Consider the following 16,008-nt stretch of genomic DNA (forward strand, 5'->3'; position numbering starts at 1 on the left):
TTCACAAAACGCTATTCGGATCGGTGCGGCCGAGGAGTGCTCAAGGCCTGTGCGATCCAGTTCAACACATCGGCGATGATTTCATCGCGGTTGCTCTCGTTGAACAGTTCGTGCCGCGCCTGCGGGTAAACGGTCAGTTGCAGGTGTTGGCTGCCGGCCGCCCGTAGTGCGTCGGCCAGATCCTTGAGACGTTTGCCTTCGCTCACCGGATCACATTCACCGCCAATCACCAGCAGCGGCAGGCCCCGGTCGATCTGGGCGAGATTGGACGCTTTGCTGATTTGCTGCAAGCCACCGAGCAAATCGATCCACAGTTGATTGGTGCAGCGAAAACCACAGAGCGGGTCGTTGACGTACAGATCGACCTGCGCCGGATCACGGCTGAGCCAGTCGAACGGCGTGCGTGCCGGTTTGAATTTGTTGTTGAACGAGCCGAACGACAGCCATTCGATCAAAGCGCTGCGTCCTTTGCCGCCCTGGCGCAGGCGTTCGAGACGGGCGATTTGCCGTGCCGCGCGATAAAGCGCCACAGGCTGGAAGTTCGAGCCGCTGAGGATTGCCCCGTGCAGGCTGGCACTGTGGTGCAGCAGATAGGCCTGGGCGATGTAACTGCCCATGCTGTGACCGAGCAGCACGATCGGGACGCCAGGGTGCTGCTGGCCGATGTGCTGGTTGAGGCAGGCCAGGTCGCTCACGACCTTGCACCAGCCATCGTCATCGGCGAAATGCCCGAGTGTCCCGTTTTCGGCAGTTTTGCCATGTCCACGCAGGTCCGGCGCGCACACGCCATAGCCCTGGTCACAGAGCTTTTGCGCAAGGGGGCCGTAGCGACCGCTGTGTTCGGCCATGCCGTGGGCCAGCAGAATCATTGCCTTGAGGCTGCCGTCGGGTAGCCACTGGTTGACGAAGAGGCGGCTGTGGTCGCTCGTGGTCAGCCAGAAAGTGTCATGGATCATGGCGGTTCCTTTGCATGAGGCTGCCTGGTCGCAAACAGCTCGTTGCAGTTTATAGCGCATCCTTGGCTGGGCGTCTGATCAGCCTACGCCACGGCGAGTAGATTCATACGGTCAATGACGGCTGTGGGCATATTTGCCTGCTACGTCATAACTGCTAGTGTCCGTGAAGCTCCGCTTTTTGCATTTTTTTTGAAAAGTGACAGAAAAGTGGCCCCGGATAGATTCAGGTAAAGAGGACAACAACAATGCAACCTGATTTCTGGAATGACAAACGCCCGGCCGGCGTGCCCATGGATATCGATCTGGGAGCCTACAAGTCGGTAATCGAGGTGTTCGAGCGTTCCTGCAAGAAGTTTGCTGATCGCCCGGCGTTCAGCAACATGGGCGTGACCCTGACCTACGCCGAACTGGAACGCCAGAGCGCTGCCTTCGCCGGTTACCTGCAAGCCCACACCGACCTGGTGCCGGGCGACCGCATCGCGGTGCAGATGCCCAACGTCCTGCATTATCCGATTGCCGTGTTCGGTGCCTTGCGCGCCGGGTTGATCGTGGTCAACACCAACCCGCTGTACACCGCGCGGGAAATGCGTCACCAGTTCAAGGATTCCGGTGCCCGGGCACTGGTGTACCTGAATATGTTCGGCCAGAAAGTCCAGGAAGTGCTCCCCGACACCGATATCCAGTACCTGATCGAAGCGAAGATGGGCGACCTGATGCCCACTGCCAAGGGGTGGCTGGTCAACACTGTAGTGAGCAAGGTCAAGAAGATGGTCCCGGACTATTCCTTGCCCCAGGCCATTTCTTTCAAGAGTGCATTGCACATGGGCCGTGGCCTGGGCATCAAGCCGCTGAGCGTCGGCCTCGACGACATCGCCGTGCTGCAATACACCGGCGGCACCACCGGTCTGGCCAAGGGTGCGATGCTGACGCACGGCAATCTGGTGGCGAACATGCAACAGGCGCGGGCCTGTCTCAGCCAGTCGGCCAGCGACGGCCAGCCGCTGTTGCGCGAAGGCCAGGAGGTGATGATCGCGCCGCTGCCGCTGTACCACATCTATGCTTTCACGGCGAACTGCATGTGCATGATGGTGACGGGCAACCACAACGTGCTGATCACCAACCCGCGTGACATCGGCGGCTTCATCAAGGAGCTGAAGAACTGGCGGTTCTCGGCGTTGCTGGGGCTCAACACGCTGTTCGTAGCGCTGATGGATCACCCGGACTTCAAGACCCTGGACTTCTCCAGCCTCAAGCTCACCAACTCCGGCGGTACTGCGCTGGTCAAGGCCACTGCCGAGCGTTGGGAACAACTGACTGGATGTCGCATCACCGAAGGTTACGGCCTGACCGAAACTTCGCCGGTTGCCTGCGCCAACCCCTACGGCGATCAATCGCGGATTGGTACGGTCGGCATGCCGGTGCCGGGTACCACGCTGAAAGTCATCAATGATGACGGCGTCGAGCAACCTTTGGGAGAACGCGGCGAGTTGTGCATCAAAGGCCCGCAGATCATGAAGGGCTACTGGCAAAAACCCGATGCCACCGCCGAAGTGCTGGATGCCGAGGGCTGGTTCAAGTCCGGTGATATCGCGGTGATCGACCCGGACGGTTTCGTGCGCATCGTCGATCGCAAGAAGGACATGATCATTGTTTCGGGGTTCAACGTGTACCCGAACGAGATCGAAGACGTGGTGATGGCACACCCGAAAGTCGCCAACTGCGCGGTCATCGGTGTGCCCGACGAGCGGTCGGGGGAGGCGGTGAAGTTGTTCGTGGTGGCCCGTGAAGCAGGGGTCAGCCTTGAAGAGTTGAAGGCTTACTGCAAGGAAAACTTCACGGCGTACAAAGTACCGAAGCACATCGTGCTGCGTGAGTCGCTGCCGATGACGCCGGTGGGCAAGATCCTGCGGCGGGAGTTGCGTGATATCGCGTAGCAGGACATAGAGGCCGGCGCGATTCCAAAAGATCGCAGCCTTCGGCAGCTCCTACAGGGATCGCATATCCTTGCAGGAGCTGCCGAAGGCTGCGATCTTTTGCTTTTAGCCCCGGTTTTAGCGGGCCACAGGGCTTTATAGGTCTTTTGCTCTAAAATGACTGCCTGAAAGTCTTGAGTCACAAATGTGACCGTAGAGGCCTCTTTTGGCTCTAGTCGACCCTTGGCAAAGCTGCTACTCTCGGCGCGCTTTGTGACTTCTCGGCCTTCTATCAGCCAGATTCACCAATGACCAAACACCAATAATAATCGCATCAAATGCGGTGCTGAATTCGCGTTGCTGAGGAGTGGGCTTCCATGATCGAAGACTTTTGGAAGGATAAGTACCCAGCTGGGATTGCTGTCGACATCAATCCAGACGAGTATCCGAATATTCAGGCAGTGTTGAAGCAATCCTGCCAACGCTTCGCCAACAAGCCGGCATTCAGCAACCTGGGCAAGACACTCACCTACGGTGAACTGTACGAATTGTCCGGTGCGTTTGCCGCTTACCTGCAACAGCATACCGACTTGCAGCCCGGCGATCGAATCGCCGTGCAACTGCCCAATGTGTTGCAGTACCCGGTTGCCGTCTTCGGGGCCATCCGCGCCGGGCTGATCGTGGTCAACACCAACCCGCTGTACACCGCGCGGGAAATGGAACACCAATTCAACGACTCCGGTGCCAAGGCCCTGGTCTGCCTGGCCAACATGGCGCACCTGGCCCAAACCGTGGTGCCGAAAACCGGCGTCAAGCACGTGATCGTCACCGAAGTCGCCGACCTGCTGCCGCCGCTCAAGCGTCTGCTGATCAACAGCGTCATCAAGTATGTGAAGAAGATGGTGCCGGCCTATCACTTGCCCAAGGCCGTCAAGTTCAACGACGTGCTGAGCAAAGGCCTGGGCCAGCCAGTGGCGGAAGCCAACCCGGCCAGCGGTGATGTCGCGGTACTGCAATACACCGGCGGCACCACCGGCGTGGCCAAGGGCGCGATGCTGACCCACCGCAACCTGGTGGCGAACATGCTGCAGTGCAAGGCGCTGATGGGTTCCAACCTCAATGAAGGTTGCGAGATCCTGATCACGCCGCTGCCGCTGTACCACATCTATGCGTTCACCTTTCACTGCATGGCGATGATGCTGGCGGGCAACCACAACATCCTGATCAGCAACCCGCGTGACCTGCCGGCGATGGTCAAGGAATTGTCGAAGTGGAAGTTCAGCGGCTTCGTCGGCCTGAACACGCTGTTCGTGGCCCTGTGCAACAACGAAGGCTTCCGCAAGCTGGATTTCTCCGCGCTGAAAGTCACCTTGTCGGGAGGCATGGCCCTGCAACTGGCGGCGGCCGAACGCTGGAAAGCGGTGACCGGTTGCGCCATCTGCGAAGGCTACGGCATGACCGAAACCAGCCCGGTGGCCACGGTGAACCCGATCCAGCACATCCAGGTCGGCACCATCGGCATTCCGGTGCCGTCGACCCTGTGCAAAGTCATCAACGATGCCGGTGTCGAGCAGCCGCTGGGCGAAATCGGCGAGCTGTGCGTGAAAGGCCCGCAGGTCATGAAAGGCTACTGGCAGCGCCAGGAAGCCACCGATGAAATCCTCGACAGCGAAGGCTGGTTGAAGACCGGTGACATCGCGCTGATCCAGCCCGATGGCTACATGCGCATTGTCGATCGCAAGAAAGACATGATCCTGGTGTCCGGTTTCAATGTGTACCCGAACGAGCTCGAAGACGTGCTGGCGACCCTGCCGGGCGTGCTGCAATGCGCGGCCATCGGTGTACCGGACGAGAAGTCGGGCGAGGCGATCAAGATTTTCATCGTTGCCAAGCCGGGCGTGACCCTGACCAAGGAACAGGTGATGGAGCACATGCGCGCCAACGTCACTGGCTACAAGGTCCCGCGCTCCGTGGAGTTCCGCGATGCACTGCCGACCACCAACGTCGGCAAGATCCTGCGTCGTGAATTGCGCGATGAAGAGCTGAAGAAGATCAACGGGAAGAAAGCCACCGCGTAATCAACACAAAAAAGCCCCGCAGATGCGGGGCTTTTTTGTTGAAGATCAAAAGATCGCAGCCTTCGGCAGCTCCTACATGGGATTGCGGTCACCTGTAGGAGCTGCCGAAGGCTGCGATCTTTTCTTTTTACTGGCGGAATGGCGCAAAGTTGACGTTGGTGCCCGTCGGGCGCATGTCCTGCAGGAAGGAGTCCTTGTCGGCGCTCAGTTCCAGGCTCAATGCAGCCTTGCGCTTGCCTTCATTGCGCACCACCAGGCCTTCGAGCTTCTCGCGCAGGAACACTGTCGGCACTTTCAGGTGCAGCAGCTCGTCAGTGTCCGGCGTGTGCATCAGCAGGTGAATCCACTCGTACTGACCGATTGCAAGGCGCGTCACCGGGAGGTCGAACCACCAGATGTTACGGTTACGGTTCAGTTCGGCGAAGTGGCAGTTGTTGACGCCAAGCACAGCACCGCCGAGTTCCTGGTTTCTGCGGGCAATGGCCTGCTTTTTATCGAGTTTCATAACATTCCTACGGGATTGGATCTTCAGCGCCATGGCCTGAACGTGTTGCGCATTCTCGGGGGTTGGCCGGCAAACATAAAGCGCAACCTGCACTGAACGATGAAATGTCGTGGTGAAAATAAATGAAACTCCCTGCAAAAGCCCCCGGTCAACCTTGTGTAACGACTTTTCCTTCGATTCACAGGAGAATTACCATGAGCAGCACAAGCGATAAAATCAAAGGCGTGGCCAATGAAGCCGCCGGCAACATCAAGCAGGGTGTTGGCAAGGTCACCGGCAGCGATAAAATGCGTGCCGAGGGCGTGAGGCAGGAAAGAAAGGGCGAGGCCCAGCAAGCAGTCGGCAAGGCCAAGGATGCGCTGAAAAAAGGTATCGACAAGGCATGATCAGGCCTTGAATGAAAACAGGACGCGGCCATCTTCGGATGGCCGTTTTTGTGTCAGCCTGAACTTGCACTCTGAAATTGTTTCAAAGTCGCCAACTGGGCTACCTTGATGAAGGAAACGGCCCCTGAGTCGCCACGACTTCAACCCAAATGCGTATGCGGCGAATGGAGACGCTAATGATTTTTCCGGACATGAGAGGCTTGCCCCTGCACCGTGTGATGATGCGCACGGTCACCGAGTTCATTGCCGACGAAATGTCGACCTATGCCTCGGCGCTGGCTTATCAAATGCTGTTTTCGCTGTTTCCGTTCATTCTGTTTCTGATTGCCCTGATCGGCTTCCTGCACCTGCCCGACTTTTTCTCCTGGCTGCGCCTGCAATCGGAACTCGTATTGCCGCCCCAGGCACTGGAGCAGGTCAACCCGGTGATCGACCAGCTTCAGCAGTCCAAGGGTGGCTTGCTCTCGGTGGGTATCGTGATTGCGCTGTATACCGCCTCCGCCGGCGTGCGGCTGATGATGAGCGCGATGAACGCTGCCTACGACGTGGTTGAAGGGCGTCCGCTGTGGAAACGCTTTCCGTTGTCGGTCATCTACACCGTCGGCATTGCCGGCATGCTGCTGATCGCCGCAGCGCTGATGGTGCTCGGTCCGCAGGTGATGAGCTGGATCGCTGCGCAAGTCGGACTTGAGTACTTCATCGTCACGCTCTGGACCATCGCGCGCTGGCCGGTGATCGTGATTCTGATGATGGTCGCGGTGGCGTTGATCTACTACGTCATGCCCGACGTCAAACAGGAATTCCGCTTCATCACCCCAGGCTCAGTGCTGGCGGTGGTGGTGTGGATCATCGCTTCCCTGGGCTTCGGTTTGTACGTCAAGGAGTTCGCCAACTACAACGCCATGTATGGCAGTATCGGTGCGATCATCGTGCTGTTGCTGTACTTCTACATTTCCGCCGCGGTACTGCTGCTGGGCGCGGAGATGAACGCGGTGATCGAGCACATGTCGCGAGAGGGCAAGGACCCTGGCGAAAAAGTGGCTGGCGAGCACGGTCCCGTCCATGAGGAAAAGCACCACGTGTCGGGACTGGGGCGCGACCACTCACATAAACCGACCATGGATGAAACCTGATCATGATTCGTGAAATTCTGAAAATGGGCGATGAGCGCCTGCTGCGCATTGCCCCGCCAGTGCCAGCCGAGATGTTCGACAGCCCCGAGTTGTGGCAACTGATCGATGACATGTTCCAGACCATGGAAAGTGTGGGGGGCGTTGGCCTCGCGGCTCCGCAGATCGGTGTTGACCTGCAACTGGTGATCTTCGGTTTCGAGCACAGTGAGCGTTATCCGGATGCGGAGGCCGTACCGCAGACGATCCTGATCAACCCGTTGATCACACCACTGAGTCCGATCCTGGAAGAGGGTTTCGAAGGCTGTTTGTCCGTACCGGGCCTGCGCGGCGCGGTGCAGCGTTACCAACAGATTCGCTACGACGGCGTCGACCCCAAGGGCGAGCCTATCGTACGCATTGCCTCAGGGTTCCACGCACGGGTGGTGCAACATGAGTGTGATCACCTGATCGGCCGCCTGTACCCGTCGCGCATTACCGACTTCAGCAAGTTCGGCTTCACCGAGGTGATGTTCCCGGATCTGGATCCCATCGCGGACGACTAAAGCCACCGCCGCTCCCACATTGGATCTCCAACTGGCTTGAGTAAGTTAAACGTTTGGCTCCGACCCCATCGCAATCATCGGCTTGCTGCGCGCATATCGGCTCAAGCGTTCTACCATTGCGTAAGGCATCGGCGGATCGAACGTAAACCCGCGACCCTCATAAAACCCGCGCAAATCCGGATGACAGAACAACCACACCGGCAGTTCGCAATCCTTTACCGCGGCCGCAATCAACCCGGCGGCAATCCCTTGTTCGCGACACCCCGGATCGACAAACAACCCGGTCAGCCAATGCCCACCGGACACCGGACGCAAACACAGCGCGGCAACAATCCGCTCACGCCGGGCCACCCACAGCTGCGCGTCGCGCACGGCTTTCATCGACGACTGGTGAGCGCGGTAGAACTTGTTTATCAATGGCCATAACGGCTCGTCGAGCAGGGTGAATTGGGTATCGGGCATGGTCTCGGACTGTCGGTATGCAAAGCGGGCGATTATAAAAGAACGCGCGCGCCGGGATAGGTGTATACCTGATCTCACATCCCTGTGAGTGGAGTACGCATCATGTCCAAAGGTATGGATTCAAAGAAATCGGCGAAAAAGAAACCGGTGAAAACCGCCATTGAAAAGCGTGCGGACAAGAAAGCCAAGAAGGTCGGCGTGTTCGGTCACTGATTCCGCGTTGATTGATCGCTCCCATGCAACATGGGAGCGATCCTCCAGAAATTAATCTGCAGGATTTCCCAAGGCCATTGCACAGAAGGGGACTGGTCCCCGATCTGAGCAACGCCATGCCCCACTACTTTGATAGCGCCCACCAAGAAGAAATCGAAACCCTGCGTCGACGCTTCACCGCGCGCACCGAATGGCCGACCTGGTGTCTGTTGGTCGGTGTGTATGGCGGCTGGTTTGGCATTGTATTGAACAGCCATCGGCTGGGATTGTGGTGGAGCACCCTGTGGTTGATTCCGTTGCTGGTGCTGTGGTTATCCGTGCAACACGAACTGCTGCACGGTCATCCCACGCGCTGGCCAACCCTGAACAAAATCTTTGGCTATGCGCCGTTTGCCGTCTGGTATCCGTACACCCTGTATCGCGATAGCCATTTGCTGCATCACCGCGACGAGGACCTGACTATCCCCGGTCGCGACCCGGAAAGCCGTTACCTGAGCGCCGAACAGTGGCAGGGCAGTTCACTGCCGGTGCGCAGCCTGCACCGGCTGAACAAAACCGTGCTCGGCCGCTTTGCCCTGGGTGCACCGTTGGCCTTGCTGGCGTTGGCCCGTGAAGAGCTGCAACGTCTGAGAGCGGGCGAGCGCCAGGCCTGGCTGATGTGGTTGAGTCACGGCTCGATGACCGGGTTGATGCTGCTGTTCATCGCGAACCTCAGCGTATTGCCGGTTTGGCATTACCTGTTTTTGATCAGTGTGCCGGCGCTGTCGATCGCCATGATTCGCTCCTACTATGAACATCGACCTCACGCGTCGCCGGAGCAACGCACGGTGCTCAATGAAGCGGCGTGGCCGTGGCGCTGGCTGTTCCTGAACCTCAATTTTCATCTGGTGCATCACGAGTTGCCGGGGTTGCCCTGGTACGACTTGCCCCGCGCTTACCGGGCCCGCCGCGAGCAATGGCTGGTGCGTAGCGGCGGGTTTCTGGTGCGGGGTTATGGGCAGTTGTGGCGTGAACATGGAGTGAAGGCCATCGACAGCCCGAGGCATCCGTTTTACTGATGCCTGATCACCAACGAGCCCTGTAGGAGCGGGCTTGCCCGCGAAGAGGCCGGCACACCCAGCATCAATGTTGCCAGGCAGAACGCTTTCGCGAGCAAGCCCGCTCCCACATTGGATTCACGCTGCTCTGGAACATTTCGATGACCCAACACATCGCCGAACTGCTGATGTACACCGCCCCCGAACCCATCCACCAGGCCAACGAACGCTGGCTGGCGCGAGTCCTCGAGCACCTGGGCGAAACCCGCCGTGATGCCGAAGGCCTGTCACTGCTGGACCTGTGGCTGTCGCCGCACTTGCTGCTCACACAAACCTGCGGCTATCCGCTGATGACGGCATTGCGCGGCAAGGTCCGGGTGCTGGGCCGCCCTCGTTACGAACTGCCGGACAGCAGTGGCGGCAATCATTGCAGCCTGATTCTGGGACGCCTTGATGATGCACGGCCAACCCTGGCGGATTTTCGCGGCAGCCGAGGCGTGATCAATGGCCAGGACTCCAACAGCGGCATGAATTTGCTGCGCCACCGGTTGGCGCCGCTGCAACGTGACGGGCGGTTTTTTGCTCAGGTCGGAATCAGCGGTAGTCATCGCGAAAGCCTGCGCTGGTTACGCGAAGACCTTGCCGATCTGGCGGCCATCGACAGCGTGACCTTTGCCTATCTGGCGCGCCACGCTGCAGAGGAAGTGGCCGGTTTGCGCGTGATTGCCCGCAGTGCGCTCAGTCCTGCCTTACCGTTCATTACCGCCGCGACGGTCAGCGATGAGCAGGCCGTTGAGCTCTTGCGGGTGATGAACCTGGCGTTGCGCGAGTTGCCGGACGTTGCCCAAACCCTCGGTTTACCGGAGGTACTGCCCGCCAGCGAAATCGACTATCAGGTTGTGCTCGATTATCAACGTGAGGCCGAAACATTGGGTTATGGACGATTGAGGTGATAGGTCCATTTTCGCTGTAGGAGCGAGCTTGCTCCGGGCGGTGTTCCGACGAAAGCGGCCTATCAGGCACACCTTTGTTTAATTCTATAAACGAATATAAAAATAAGTTTTAAGTATTATTAATGAATAAGGCTCCTTGCTAGGATTCGCCTCACCGGACCACCGGACATTCAGCGACCCCTAACCCAGGAGCCCCTATGTCCGGCGCCGATATTCTTCATCGCAAACACGTGGACGGATTGTTCCGTGCTCACTACCACTGGCTCTGCACGCGCCTGCGTCAGTCTCTGAACGATGCCGCCGCTGTCGAAGACATTGCCTGCGAAACCTTCGTGCAATTGCTCCAGGCCCCTGGCCTGACGGCCATCCGTGAACCCCGTGCCTTGCTCACCACCATCGCCCGGCGCCTGCTCTATCAGCGTTGGCGTCGAGGTGATCTGGAGCGCCAGTATCTTCAGCAACTGCAACAGGCCGAGCCGATACACGCCGAATCGCCGGAGGCACTGGCTCAGATGTCCCAGACCCTGACCCGTGTGGATCGCAGTCTTCAGCGGCTGCCAGGCAAAGTGCGTTCGACCTTCCTGCTGTCGCGGATCGACGGCCTGACCTATCCGCAAATTGCCGCTGCGCTGGGCATCTCGTTGCGTTCAGTCAGCGACTACATGACCCGTTCCCAGGCCCTGTGCGACCGGCACAGCGCCAACCAATCCCTGAACCGTCCACTCCAGAACAAGAGGTCCGCATGAGATCGATCAAAACCCTGCTCGGCAGTTCGTTGCTGGCCCTGAGCCTGTTGTCCCACCCGGCCTCGGCCACGGAAAAAGCCGCGCCTATCCACTTTGGCGACATCACCTGGGAAAGCGGCAGTTTCATCACCGAAATCCTGCGCCTGATCGTTGAAAAAGGTTACGGCTACCCGACCGATACGCTGCCGGGCAGCACCGTCAGCCTTGAAGCGGCGCTGGCGAAAAACGATATCCAGGTCATCGGTGAAGAGTGGGCCGGACGCAGTCCTGCCTGGGTCAAGGCTGCCGCGGAGGGCAAGGTGTTTGGCCTCGGCGATACGGTCAAAGGCGCCACTGAAGGCTGGTGGGTGCCGGAGTACGTGATCAAGGGCGATCCCGAGCGCGGCATCAAGCCCTTGGCCCCGGAGTTGAAATCCGTTGCTGACCTGGCGAAATACAAGGACGTGTTCCGCGACCCCGAAGACCCGAGCCGCGGACGTTTCCTCAACAGCCCGACCGGCTGGACCTCGGAAATCGTCAACAGCCAGAAACTCAAGGCCTATGACCTGACTACCAGCTACGTCAACTTCCGCACCGGGTCCGGTGCCGCACTGGATGCCGAGGTGGCGTCGTCGATCCGTCGTGGCAAACCTGTGCTCTTCTACTACTGGTCGCCGACACCGCTGTTGGGGCGTTTCAAACTGGTGAAACTCGACGAACCGCCGTTCGATGCCGAAGCCTGGAAAACCCTGGCCGACGCCAACAACCCGAACCCCAAAGGCACGCGCTCGATGCCGGCGAGCCTGGCCATCGGCGTATCGGCACCGTTCAAGGCGCAATACCCGGACCTGGTGACGTTCTTTGAAAAGGTCGATTTGCCGATCGATCTGTTGAACCAGACCTTGGGCCAGATGAGTGAAAAGCGGCAGAAACCCCGCGAAGTCGCCGAAGCGTTTTTGCGTGAGCAGCCGCAGGTGTGGAAGGGCTGGGTGCCGGGGGAGGTGGCCACCAAGGTGAGTGCCAGCTTGTAGTTTTGTAGTGTCTGGAAGGTAGCCATCGCGAGCTTGCTCGCGATGCGATTTGAAGCCTTACGCCAACTCGGCGACCAGTGCCGCTTTCACCGCCGGCCGCTGATCCACCCTGGCTTGAAACCTTGCCAACGCCGGCCATTCATTCAATTCAATGTCGAACAACCGAGCCCAACGCAGCACCGTAAACAAATACGCATCAGCAATGCTGAACCCGCCCGCCATCAAGTAATCCTGCCGCTCCAACGTCTGGTTCAACACGGCCAAACGCTTGAACAGTTTCTCCTTGATCAACGCTTTCACTTCATCCGGAAACCGTGCGTTAAACAGCCAACCGAGCCCGCCATGAATCTCCGTCGAGATGAAGTTCAGGCATTCCTGCAACCGTACTCGCTCGAATGTCCCCTGCGCTGCGGCCAGTTTCGCTTGCGGCTGTAGATCAGCCAGGTATTGCAGAATCGCCGGCCCTTCGGTCAGCACTTCGCCGTTATCCAGTTGCAAGGCCGCGACGTAACCCTTGGGGTTGATGGCGAGAAAGTCGTCGCCGTCGGCCGTGGTTTTGCTGATGTTGTCGACACGGATCAATTGGAAAGGCAGTTCCAGTTCACGCAGCACGATATGCGGCGCCAGCGAGCAGGCTTGTGGGGCGTAATACAGCTTCATGGGACGGGCTCTGGATGTGGATTTACGCCAGTGTCATAGTGCCCAGTGCCCCCGGTAAAATTAATCTTTCAGAAAACTACCATAAGGAAAGCTACTGCCATGATGAACCTGATGCACTGGCGAATGGTGGTGGCCGTGGCAGACACCGGCAACATCACCCGGGCCGCCGAACGGGTCGGCATGACCCAGTCAGGCGCCAGCCAGGCCCTGGCATTGATCGAGGAAAACCTCGGTGTTCAATTGTTCACCCGGGAAAACCGCCAGACATTGCCGACAGCCATCGGCCTGCCGGTCATCGAGCAGGCACGGACCATGCTCGGCGCGCTGCAGGCCATTCGCAGCACCGTCGAGGCCGCAAAAGGTGTTGAACGCGGGACGATTCGCCTGGCCAGTTTTCCCATGGTACTGGCGACCTTTCTGCCGCCGTTGCTGCGTCAGTTCAACCGGCTTTACCCCGGCATCGAGGTGGTCGCCCTGGAAGTCAGCGATGACGAAGTGGAAACCCTGCTCGGCGCGGGGCTGGTGGATGTCGGCGTGGTGCTCAATCCGTCTGCCGAGCGCAAGGCCAGTCCTTTGGGACGCGATGCCTGGATGGCGGTATTGCCCGGGGGCCATCCGCTGGCGCGGCGTTCCCATGAAGAAGGCGTCTGCCTCGAAGAGTTGGTGACGCAACCTTTTGTACTGGCCACGGGCGGTTGTTCGACCAATGCGCGAAGCCTGGCTGCCGATGCGGGGCTGCAACTGCAGGATGTGCGCGTCGAGGTCCGTGAGTGGAGCAGTGCGTTCACCCTGGTGCGGGAAAACCTCGGCGTGAGCCTGGTGCCGGAGATGACGCTGCCGGGCAATCGGCAAGGTTTGCGCGTCGTACCGGTGTTGCCGCGGATCGAGCGCGAGTTTGCCTTGGTGGTCGCGGCGAACAAACCACCGTCGGCGGCGGTGCAGGCGCTGCTGGACATGCTCGACGGACGGTAACCCCCGACAAGCTGCTGAACCGATTTTGTCCTCAATGCTGGCCGACTAGTGGCCTTGAAAGCCCAAGGTTGCCTCGCTGTGTGGCGATCCAGGCGGCAACCTGCGGCCATTCAAGGCAAGCCATTGCAGCAATGCTTCAGGAAACCGGGGTGTTGCGCCAGGCGTTTGAAATATTCATCGACGGCGGGGTAGTCGGGACGGTCGATCGGCGTCATCAGCCAGCGATTGACCGACAAACCGATGACAACGTCGGCGAGAGTAAACTGTGGTCCGGCGACATACGCCTTGGTGGTCGCGAGTTGATGTTCGAGGATGCCCATCTTCTGGTTCCAGCCGCGGATGCCGACGTCGATGCGATGCGCGTCCTGGAACTCCGGGTCCTTGCGCACCAGTGCCATGAACGCATAACTCCACGATGGATTGAGCTCGGTGGCTTGCCAGTCCATCCACTGTTCCACCCGGGCGCGTGCCGCGGGTTCGCCAGGCAGCAGCTCGTGGTGGTGTTGGTGTTTGCCGGCCAGATAGCGGCAGATGGTATTGGATTCCCACAACACGCCGGCTTCATCGATGATCACCGGCACCTGTGCGTTGGGATTGAAGCGCAGGAACTCGGGGCTGTGGGTGGACGCGAAGCCACTGCCCCAGTCCTCGCGTTCGTAGGTTATGCCCAGCTCCTCACAGGTCCACAGGACTTTTCGGACGTTGATGGACGAGGCTTTGCCGAGAATCTTCAATGTGTGTTCCATTTGAGCTACTCCATCGCGAAAGGCGTAGGTGTAATTGTAGGAGTGGTCTGTAGGAAAGGCGTTTCGACAGGTTTCCGCTGCCTACGATTTATTGCGTCATTGCCTACAACTACGCCAGAATCCGCCGGCTTGTGCGCCTGGTATCCGGACTCTATCGTTCCGCGTCGCTGCAAATTCAGCGATCGGGTTTCGCAGCCCGGGTATCTCTAGACGCATGGCGTCCACCGTTCGTGATCAGGTGATTTTGTGCCTGGCAGTTCACGTTATGGCGGCTGTGCGTGGGAGACCTTCGGGTCTACCGGGTTCTAGAGTCCCGGTCTGCGACCCGCGTACAGCTGCCACCCTTCGTATCGCAGCGAGACGTGGCAGCTCCATTACTCTAGGAGCATCACCATGTTCAAACCCACGCCGAACCCCCCACGCAATCCCAGCCCAATGTTCTCCATCTCACCCGGTATCAATAACGAAACTCTGTTGGCGCACGCCTGCGAATCGTTGGCCTCGGCGAGCGTCATGACCAATGACTTTGCTGCTTTTCTGGAAGGCAGTCAGCGCAATACGGCGCTGGCGATCGCACAGATCATAATGCTGGCCACAATGGACAGTGTTGATTCAGGTGCTCTGGAGAACCTTCAACTTAAACCCCATATTTTTTTCGCGTTGCGGGTCTTGGGCAGGCAGTTGCAGCCCGGGAATAATATGGTCTGTATCCGGAGGATCAACTACGGAGTTTCGATTCTCGTCGAACTGATCAGGTCTTTGACTACAGTTGACTGATTCGATTTTCGCGTGGCCAATCCAAGTATCGCCTTCGGCCAATCAAGCTGAAGTGCTCTGTAGTGCAGGTCAGCGCGTTGAATTCGTTGCATCGATGCGGGTACTACCGCAATACCCATCCCGGCAGATACCAGGTTTACAGCGGAAGATAGTTGGGGGGCCTGCTGACGGATGGTCGGATTGAACCCGGATTGCCGGCAAGCGGCCACGATATCCGCACTCAGCCCATAACCGGATTTGCGTGAATACAGGATGAAATTCTCCTGCCGTAAATCAGCAAGCGACAGACGCTTGCGTGACGTTAATGGGTGGCCGTCAGGCAGGACAACAATAAGTGGTTCTTCGGATAAGGTGATGAAGTCAATGTCGCCGCCCATAGCAAACGGAGGCCTGACAAACGCAGCGTCAATTTCTCCACGGCCGAGCCTGGAAATAAGAGATTCGCTATCGTTCTCCTCAAGGTTTACCTCCACCTTGGGGTGTTGTCGCTGGTAACGGCTGATCAAACCGGTGACGGTATCATTGAACGAAGCGGATTCGGTGAACCCCAGGTTCAACGAGCCGATCTCTCCTCGTGCAGCGCGCCGCGCATTTTTTTGGGCGTCCTCGGCACGCGCAAGAATATCTTGTGCCGAGACCAGAAATACCCTGCCAGCATCACTGAGTATGACGCCGCGTCCTACCCGGTGAAAAAGCGGCGTACCAATTTCATCCTCCAAATCACGTATTTGCTGTCCAAGCGGGGGTTGGGCGATCCCAAGTTGTTCGGCGGCTCGTGTGAAATTCTCCGCTTGGGCCGTGACTACGAAATAACGTAGATGCCTGAGTTCCAATTAGGACTCCAAAGATACTAATTCTGTATTTTCTAAATATTAGACATTTTATTTGTCTGCCGCCATGCTTCTTCTGCGTCAAAAAT

Annotated in this window: 16 protein-coding genes and 1 pseudogene; 11 read left to right on the plus strand and 6 right to left on the minus strand. The window is 58.5% G+C overall.

The genetic code is table 11. The features are described from left to right. Nucleotides 1-11: 11 nt before the first annotated feature. Nucleotides 12-956 (minus strand): lysophospholipase, encoded by a 945-nt coding sequence (locus AC1DWG_RS10245; protein WP_477787727.1) that lies wholly within the window; start codon nt 954-956, stop codon nt 12-14. A 245-nt stretch (nt 957-1,201) separates the two neighbouring features. Here AC1DWG_RS10245 and fadD2 point away from each other — a divergent pair, with 245 nt between their 5' ends. Then, nucleotides 1,202-2,890, plus strand: coding sequence for a long-chain-fatty-acid--CoA ligase FadD2 (fadD2, locus tag AC1DWG_RS10250; protein WP_477760563.1), 1,689 nt, complete (start codon nt 1,202-1,204; stop codon nt 2,888-2,890). Between the two features lie 356 nt (nt 2,891-3,246). Then, nucleotides 3,247-4,947 carry a long-chain-fatty-acid--CoA ligase FadD1 gene (gene fadD1 / locus AC1DWG_RS10255; RefSeq protein ID WP_477787728.1) on the plus strand — a complete coding sequence of 567 codons (1,701 nt, stop codon included), beginning with the start codon at nt 3,247-3,249 and terminating at the stop codon, nt 4,945-4,947. Between the two features lie 127 nt (nt 4,948-5,074). Here the strand turns inward: fadD1 and AC1DWG_RS10260 are convergent, their stop codons facing one another. After that, on the minus strand, nt 5,075-5,452 hold the full coding sequence (locus AC1DWG_RS10260; RefSeq protein ID WP_477762805.1) for a hypothetical protein: 378 nt from the start codon (nt 5,450-5,452) through the stop codon (nt 5,075-5,077). A gap of 194 nt (nt 5,453-5,646) precedes the next feature. On the opposite strand from AC1DWG_RS10260, the gene AC1DWG_RS10265 reads away from it, so the two are divergent. The 3 genes from AC1DWG_RS10265 to def all read left to right on the plus strand — a co-directional run bounded on the left by AC1DWG_RS10265 (nt 5,647) and on the right by def (nt 7,513). Beyond that, on the plus strand, nt 5,647-5,838 hold the full coding sequence (locus AC1DWG_RS10265) for a CsbD family protein (RefSeq protein WP_477762806.1): 192 nt from the start codon (nt 5,647-5,649) through the stop codon (nt 5,836-5,838). Nucleotides 5,839-6,014: 176 nt separating this feature from the next. Continuing rightward, nucleotides 6,015-6,971 (plus strand): YihY/virulence factor BrkB family protein, encoded by a 957-nt coding sequence (locus AC1DWG_RS10270; RefSeq protein WP_477762807.1) that lies wholly within the window; start codon nt 6,015-6,017, stop codon nt 6,969-6,971. A 2-nt stretch (nt 6,972-6,973) separates the two neighbouring features. Then, complete coding sequence (def, locus tag AC1DWG_RS10275; protein WP_477787729.1) at nt 6,974-7,513, plus strand: peptide deformylase; 540 nt, start codon at nt 6,974-6,976, stop codon at nt 7,511-7,513. A gap of 45 nt (nt 7,514-7,558) precedes the next feature. On the opposite strand, the gene AC1DWG_RS10280 is transcribed toward def, so the two are convergent. Continuing rightward, nucleotides 7,559-7,975 carry a GNAT family N-acetyltransferase gene (locus tag AC1DWG_RS10280; RefSeq protein WP_477787730.1) on the minus strand — a complete coding sequence of 139 codons (417 nt, stop codon included), beginning with the start codon at nt 7,973-7,975 and terminating at the stop codon, nt 7,559-7,561. 329 nt (nt 7,976-8,304) lie between these two features. On the opposite strand from AC1DWG_RS10280, the gene AC1DWG_RS10285 reads away from it, so the two are divergent. The 4 genes from AC1DWG_RS10285 to AC1DWG_RS10300 all read left to right on the plus strand — a co-directional run bounded on the left by AC1DWG_RS10285 (nt 8,305) and on the right by AC1DWG_RS10300 (nt 11,934). Continuing rightward, a complete protein-coding gene (locus tag AC1DWG_RS10285; protein ID WP_477762810.1) occupies nt 8,305-9,246 on the plus strand; it encodes a fatty acid desaturase in 942 nt (313 codons plus the stop codon). A 140-nt stretch (nt 9,247-9,386) separates the two neighbouring features. Further along, the gene (locus AC1DWG_RS10290) at nt 9,387-10,178 is read left to right on the plus strand and encodes a phosphate/phosphite/phosphonate ABC transporter substrate-binding protein (protein ID WP_477787731.1); all 792 of its coding nucleotides are present in this window, start codon (nt 9,387-9,389) and stop codon (nt 10,176-10,178) included. Between the two features lie 197 nt (nt 10,179-10,375). Next, complete coding sequence (locus tag AC1DWG_RS10295) at nt 10,376-10,924, plus strand: sigma-70 family RNA polymerase sigma factor (protein ID WP_477762812.1); 549 nt, start codon at nt 10,376-10,378, stop codon at nt 10,922-10,924. Continuing rightward, nucleotides 10,921-11,934 (plus strand): ABC transporter substrate-binding protein, encoded by a 1,014-nt coding sequence (locus tag AC1DWG_RS10300; protein ID WP_477787732.1) that lies wholly within the window; start codon nt 10,921-10,923, stop codon nt 11,932-11,934. Before AC1DWG_RS10295 ends, AC1DWG_RS10300 begins: the two co-directional genes overlap by 4 nt. Nucleotides 11,935-11,991: 57 nt before the next feature. Here AC1DWG_RS10300 and gstA read toward each other — a convergent pair whose 3' ends face one another. Beyond that, nucleotides 11,992-12,594: a glutathione transferase GstA gene (gene gstA, locus AC1DWG_RS10305; RefSeq protein WP_477787733.1), complete on the minus strand. Its 603-nt coding sequence runs from the start codon at nt 12,592-12,594 to the stop codon at nt 11,992-11,994. A gap of 99 nt (nt 12,595-12,693) precedes the next feature. On the opposite strand from gstA, the gene AC1DWG_RS10310 reads away from it, so the two are divergent. After that, a complete protein-coding gene (locus tag AC1DWG_RS10310) occupies nt 12,694-13,566 on the plus strand; it encodes a LysR family transcriptional regulator (RefSeq protein WP_477762814.1) in 873 nt (290 codons plus the stop codon). Nucleotides 13,567-13,676: 110 nt separating this feature from the next. Here AC1DWG_RS10310 and AC1DWG_RS10315 read toward each other — a convergent pair whose 3' ends face one another. Then, nucleotides 13,677-14,312 (minus strand): glutathione S-transferase family protein, encoded by a 636-nt coding sequence (locus tag AC1DWG_RS10315; RefSeq protein WP_477755082.1) that lies wholly within the window; start codon nt 14,310-14,312, stop codon nt 13,677-13,679. A gap of 393 nt (nt 14,313-14,705) precedes the next feature. On the opposite strand from AC1DWG_RS10315, the pseudogene AC1DWG_RS10320 reads away from it, so the two are divergent. Continuing rightward, nucleotides 14,706-14,912, plus strand: a pseudogene (locus tag AC1DWG_RS10320) (DUF6124 family protein); the annotation flags it as partial. A gap of 122 nt (nt 14,913-15,034) precedes the next feature. Here AC1DWG_RS10320 and AC1DWG_RS10325 read toward each other — a convergent pair. After that, nucleotides 15,035-15,922 (minus strand): LysR family transcriptional regulator, encoded by an 888-nt coding sequence (locus AC1DWG_RS10325; RefSeq protein WP_477762815.1) that lies wholly within the window; start codon nt 15,920-15,922, stop codon nt 15,035-15,037. Nucleotides 15,923-16,008: the final 86 nt, after the last annotated feature.

This window comes from Pseudomonas sp. P4_B3 (genome assembly GCF_056402295.1).

Coding starts and splice junctions, on each gene's coding strand:
- AC1DWG_RS10245 (WP_477787727.1), bottom strand. CDS start 956: ATGATCCATGACACTTTCTGGCTGACCACGAGCGACCACAGCCGCCTC.
- fadD2 (WP_477760563.1), top strand. CDS start 1,202: ATGCAACCTGATTTCTGGAATGACAAACGCCCGGCCGGCGTGCCCATG.
- fadD1 (WP_477787728.1), top strand. CDS start 3,247: ATGATCGAAGACTTTTGGAAGGATAAGTACCCAGCTGGGATTGCTGTC.
- AC1DWG_RS10260 (WP_477762805.1), bottom strand. CDS start 5,452: ATGAAACTCGATAAAAAGCAGGCCATTGCCCGCAGAAACCAGGAACTC.
- AC1DWG_RS10265 (WP_477762806.1), top strand. CDS start 5,647: ATGAGCAGCACAAGCGATAAAATCAAAGGCGTGGCCAATGAAGCCGCC.
- AC1DWG_RS10270 (WP_477762807.1), top strand. CDS start 6,015: ATGATTTTTCCGGACATGAGAGGCTTGCCCCTGCACCGTGTGATGATG.
- def (WP_477787729.1), top strand. CDS start 6,974: ATGATTCGTGAAATTCTGAAAATGGGCGATGAGCGCCTGCTGCGCATT.
- AC1DWG_RS10280 (WP_477787730.1), bottom strand. CDS start 7,975: ATGCCCGATACCCAATTCACCCTGCTCGACGAGCCGTTATGGCCATTG.
- AC1DWG_RS10285 (WP_477762810.1), top strand. CDS start 8,305: ATGCCCCACTACTTTGATAGCGCCCACCAAGAAGAAATCGAAACCCTG.
- AC1DWG_RS10290 (WP_477787731.1), top strand. CDS start 9,387: ATGACCCAACACATCGCCGAACTGCTGATGTACACCGCCCCCGAACCC.
- AC1DWG_RS10295 (WP_477762812.1), top strand. CDS start 10,376: ATGTCCGGCGCCGATATTCTTCATCGCAAACACGTGGACGGATTGTTC.
- AC1DWG_RS10300 (WP_477787732.1), top strand. CDS start 10,921: ATGAGATCGATCAAAACCCTGCTCGGCAGTTCGTTGCTGGCCCTGAGC.
- gstA (WP_477787733.1), bottom strand. CDS start 12,594: ATGAAGCTGTATTACGCCCCACAAGCCTGCTCGCTGGCGCCGCATATC.
- AC1DWG_RS10310 (WP_477762814.1), top strand. CDS start 12,694: ATGATGAACCTGATGCACTGGCGAATGGTGGTGGCCGTGGCAGACACC.
- AC1DWG_RS10315 (WP_477755082.1), bottom strand. CDS start 14,312: ATGGAACACACATTGAAGATTCTCGGCAAAGCCTCGTCCATCAACGTC.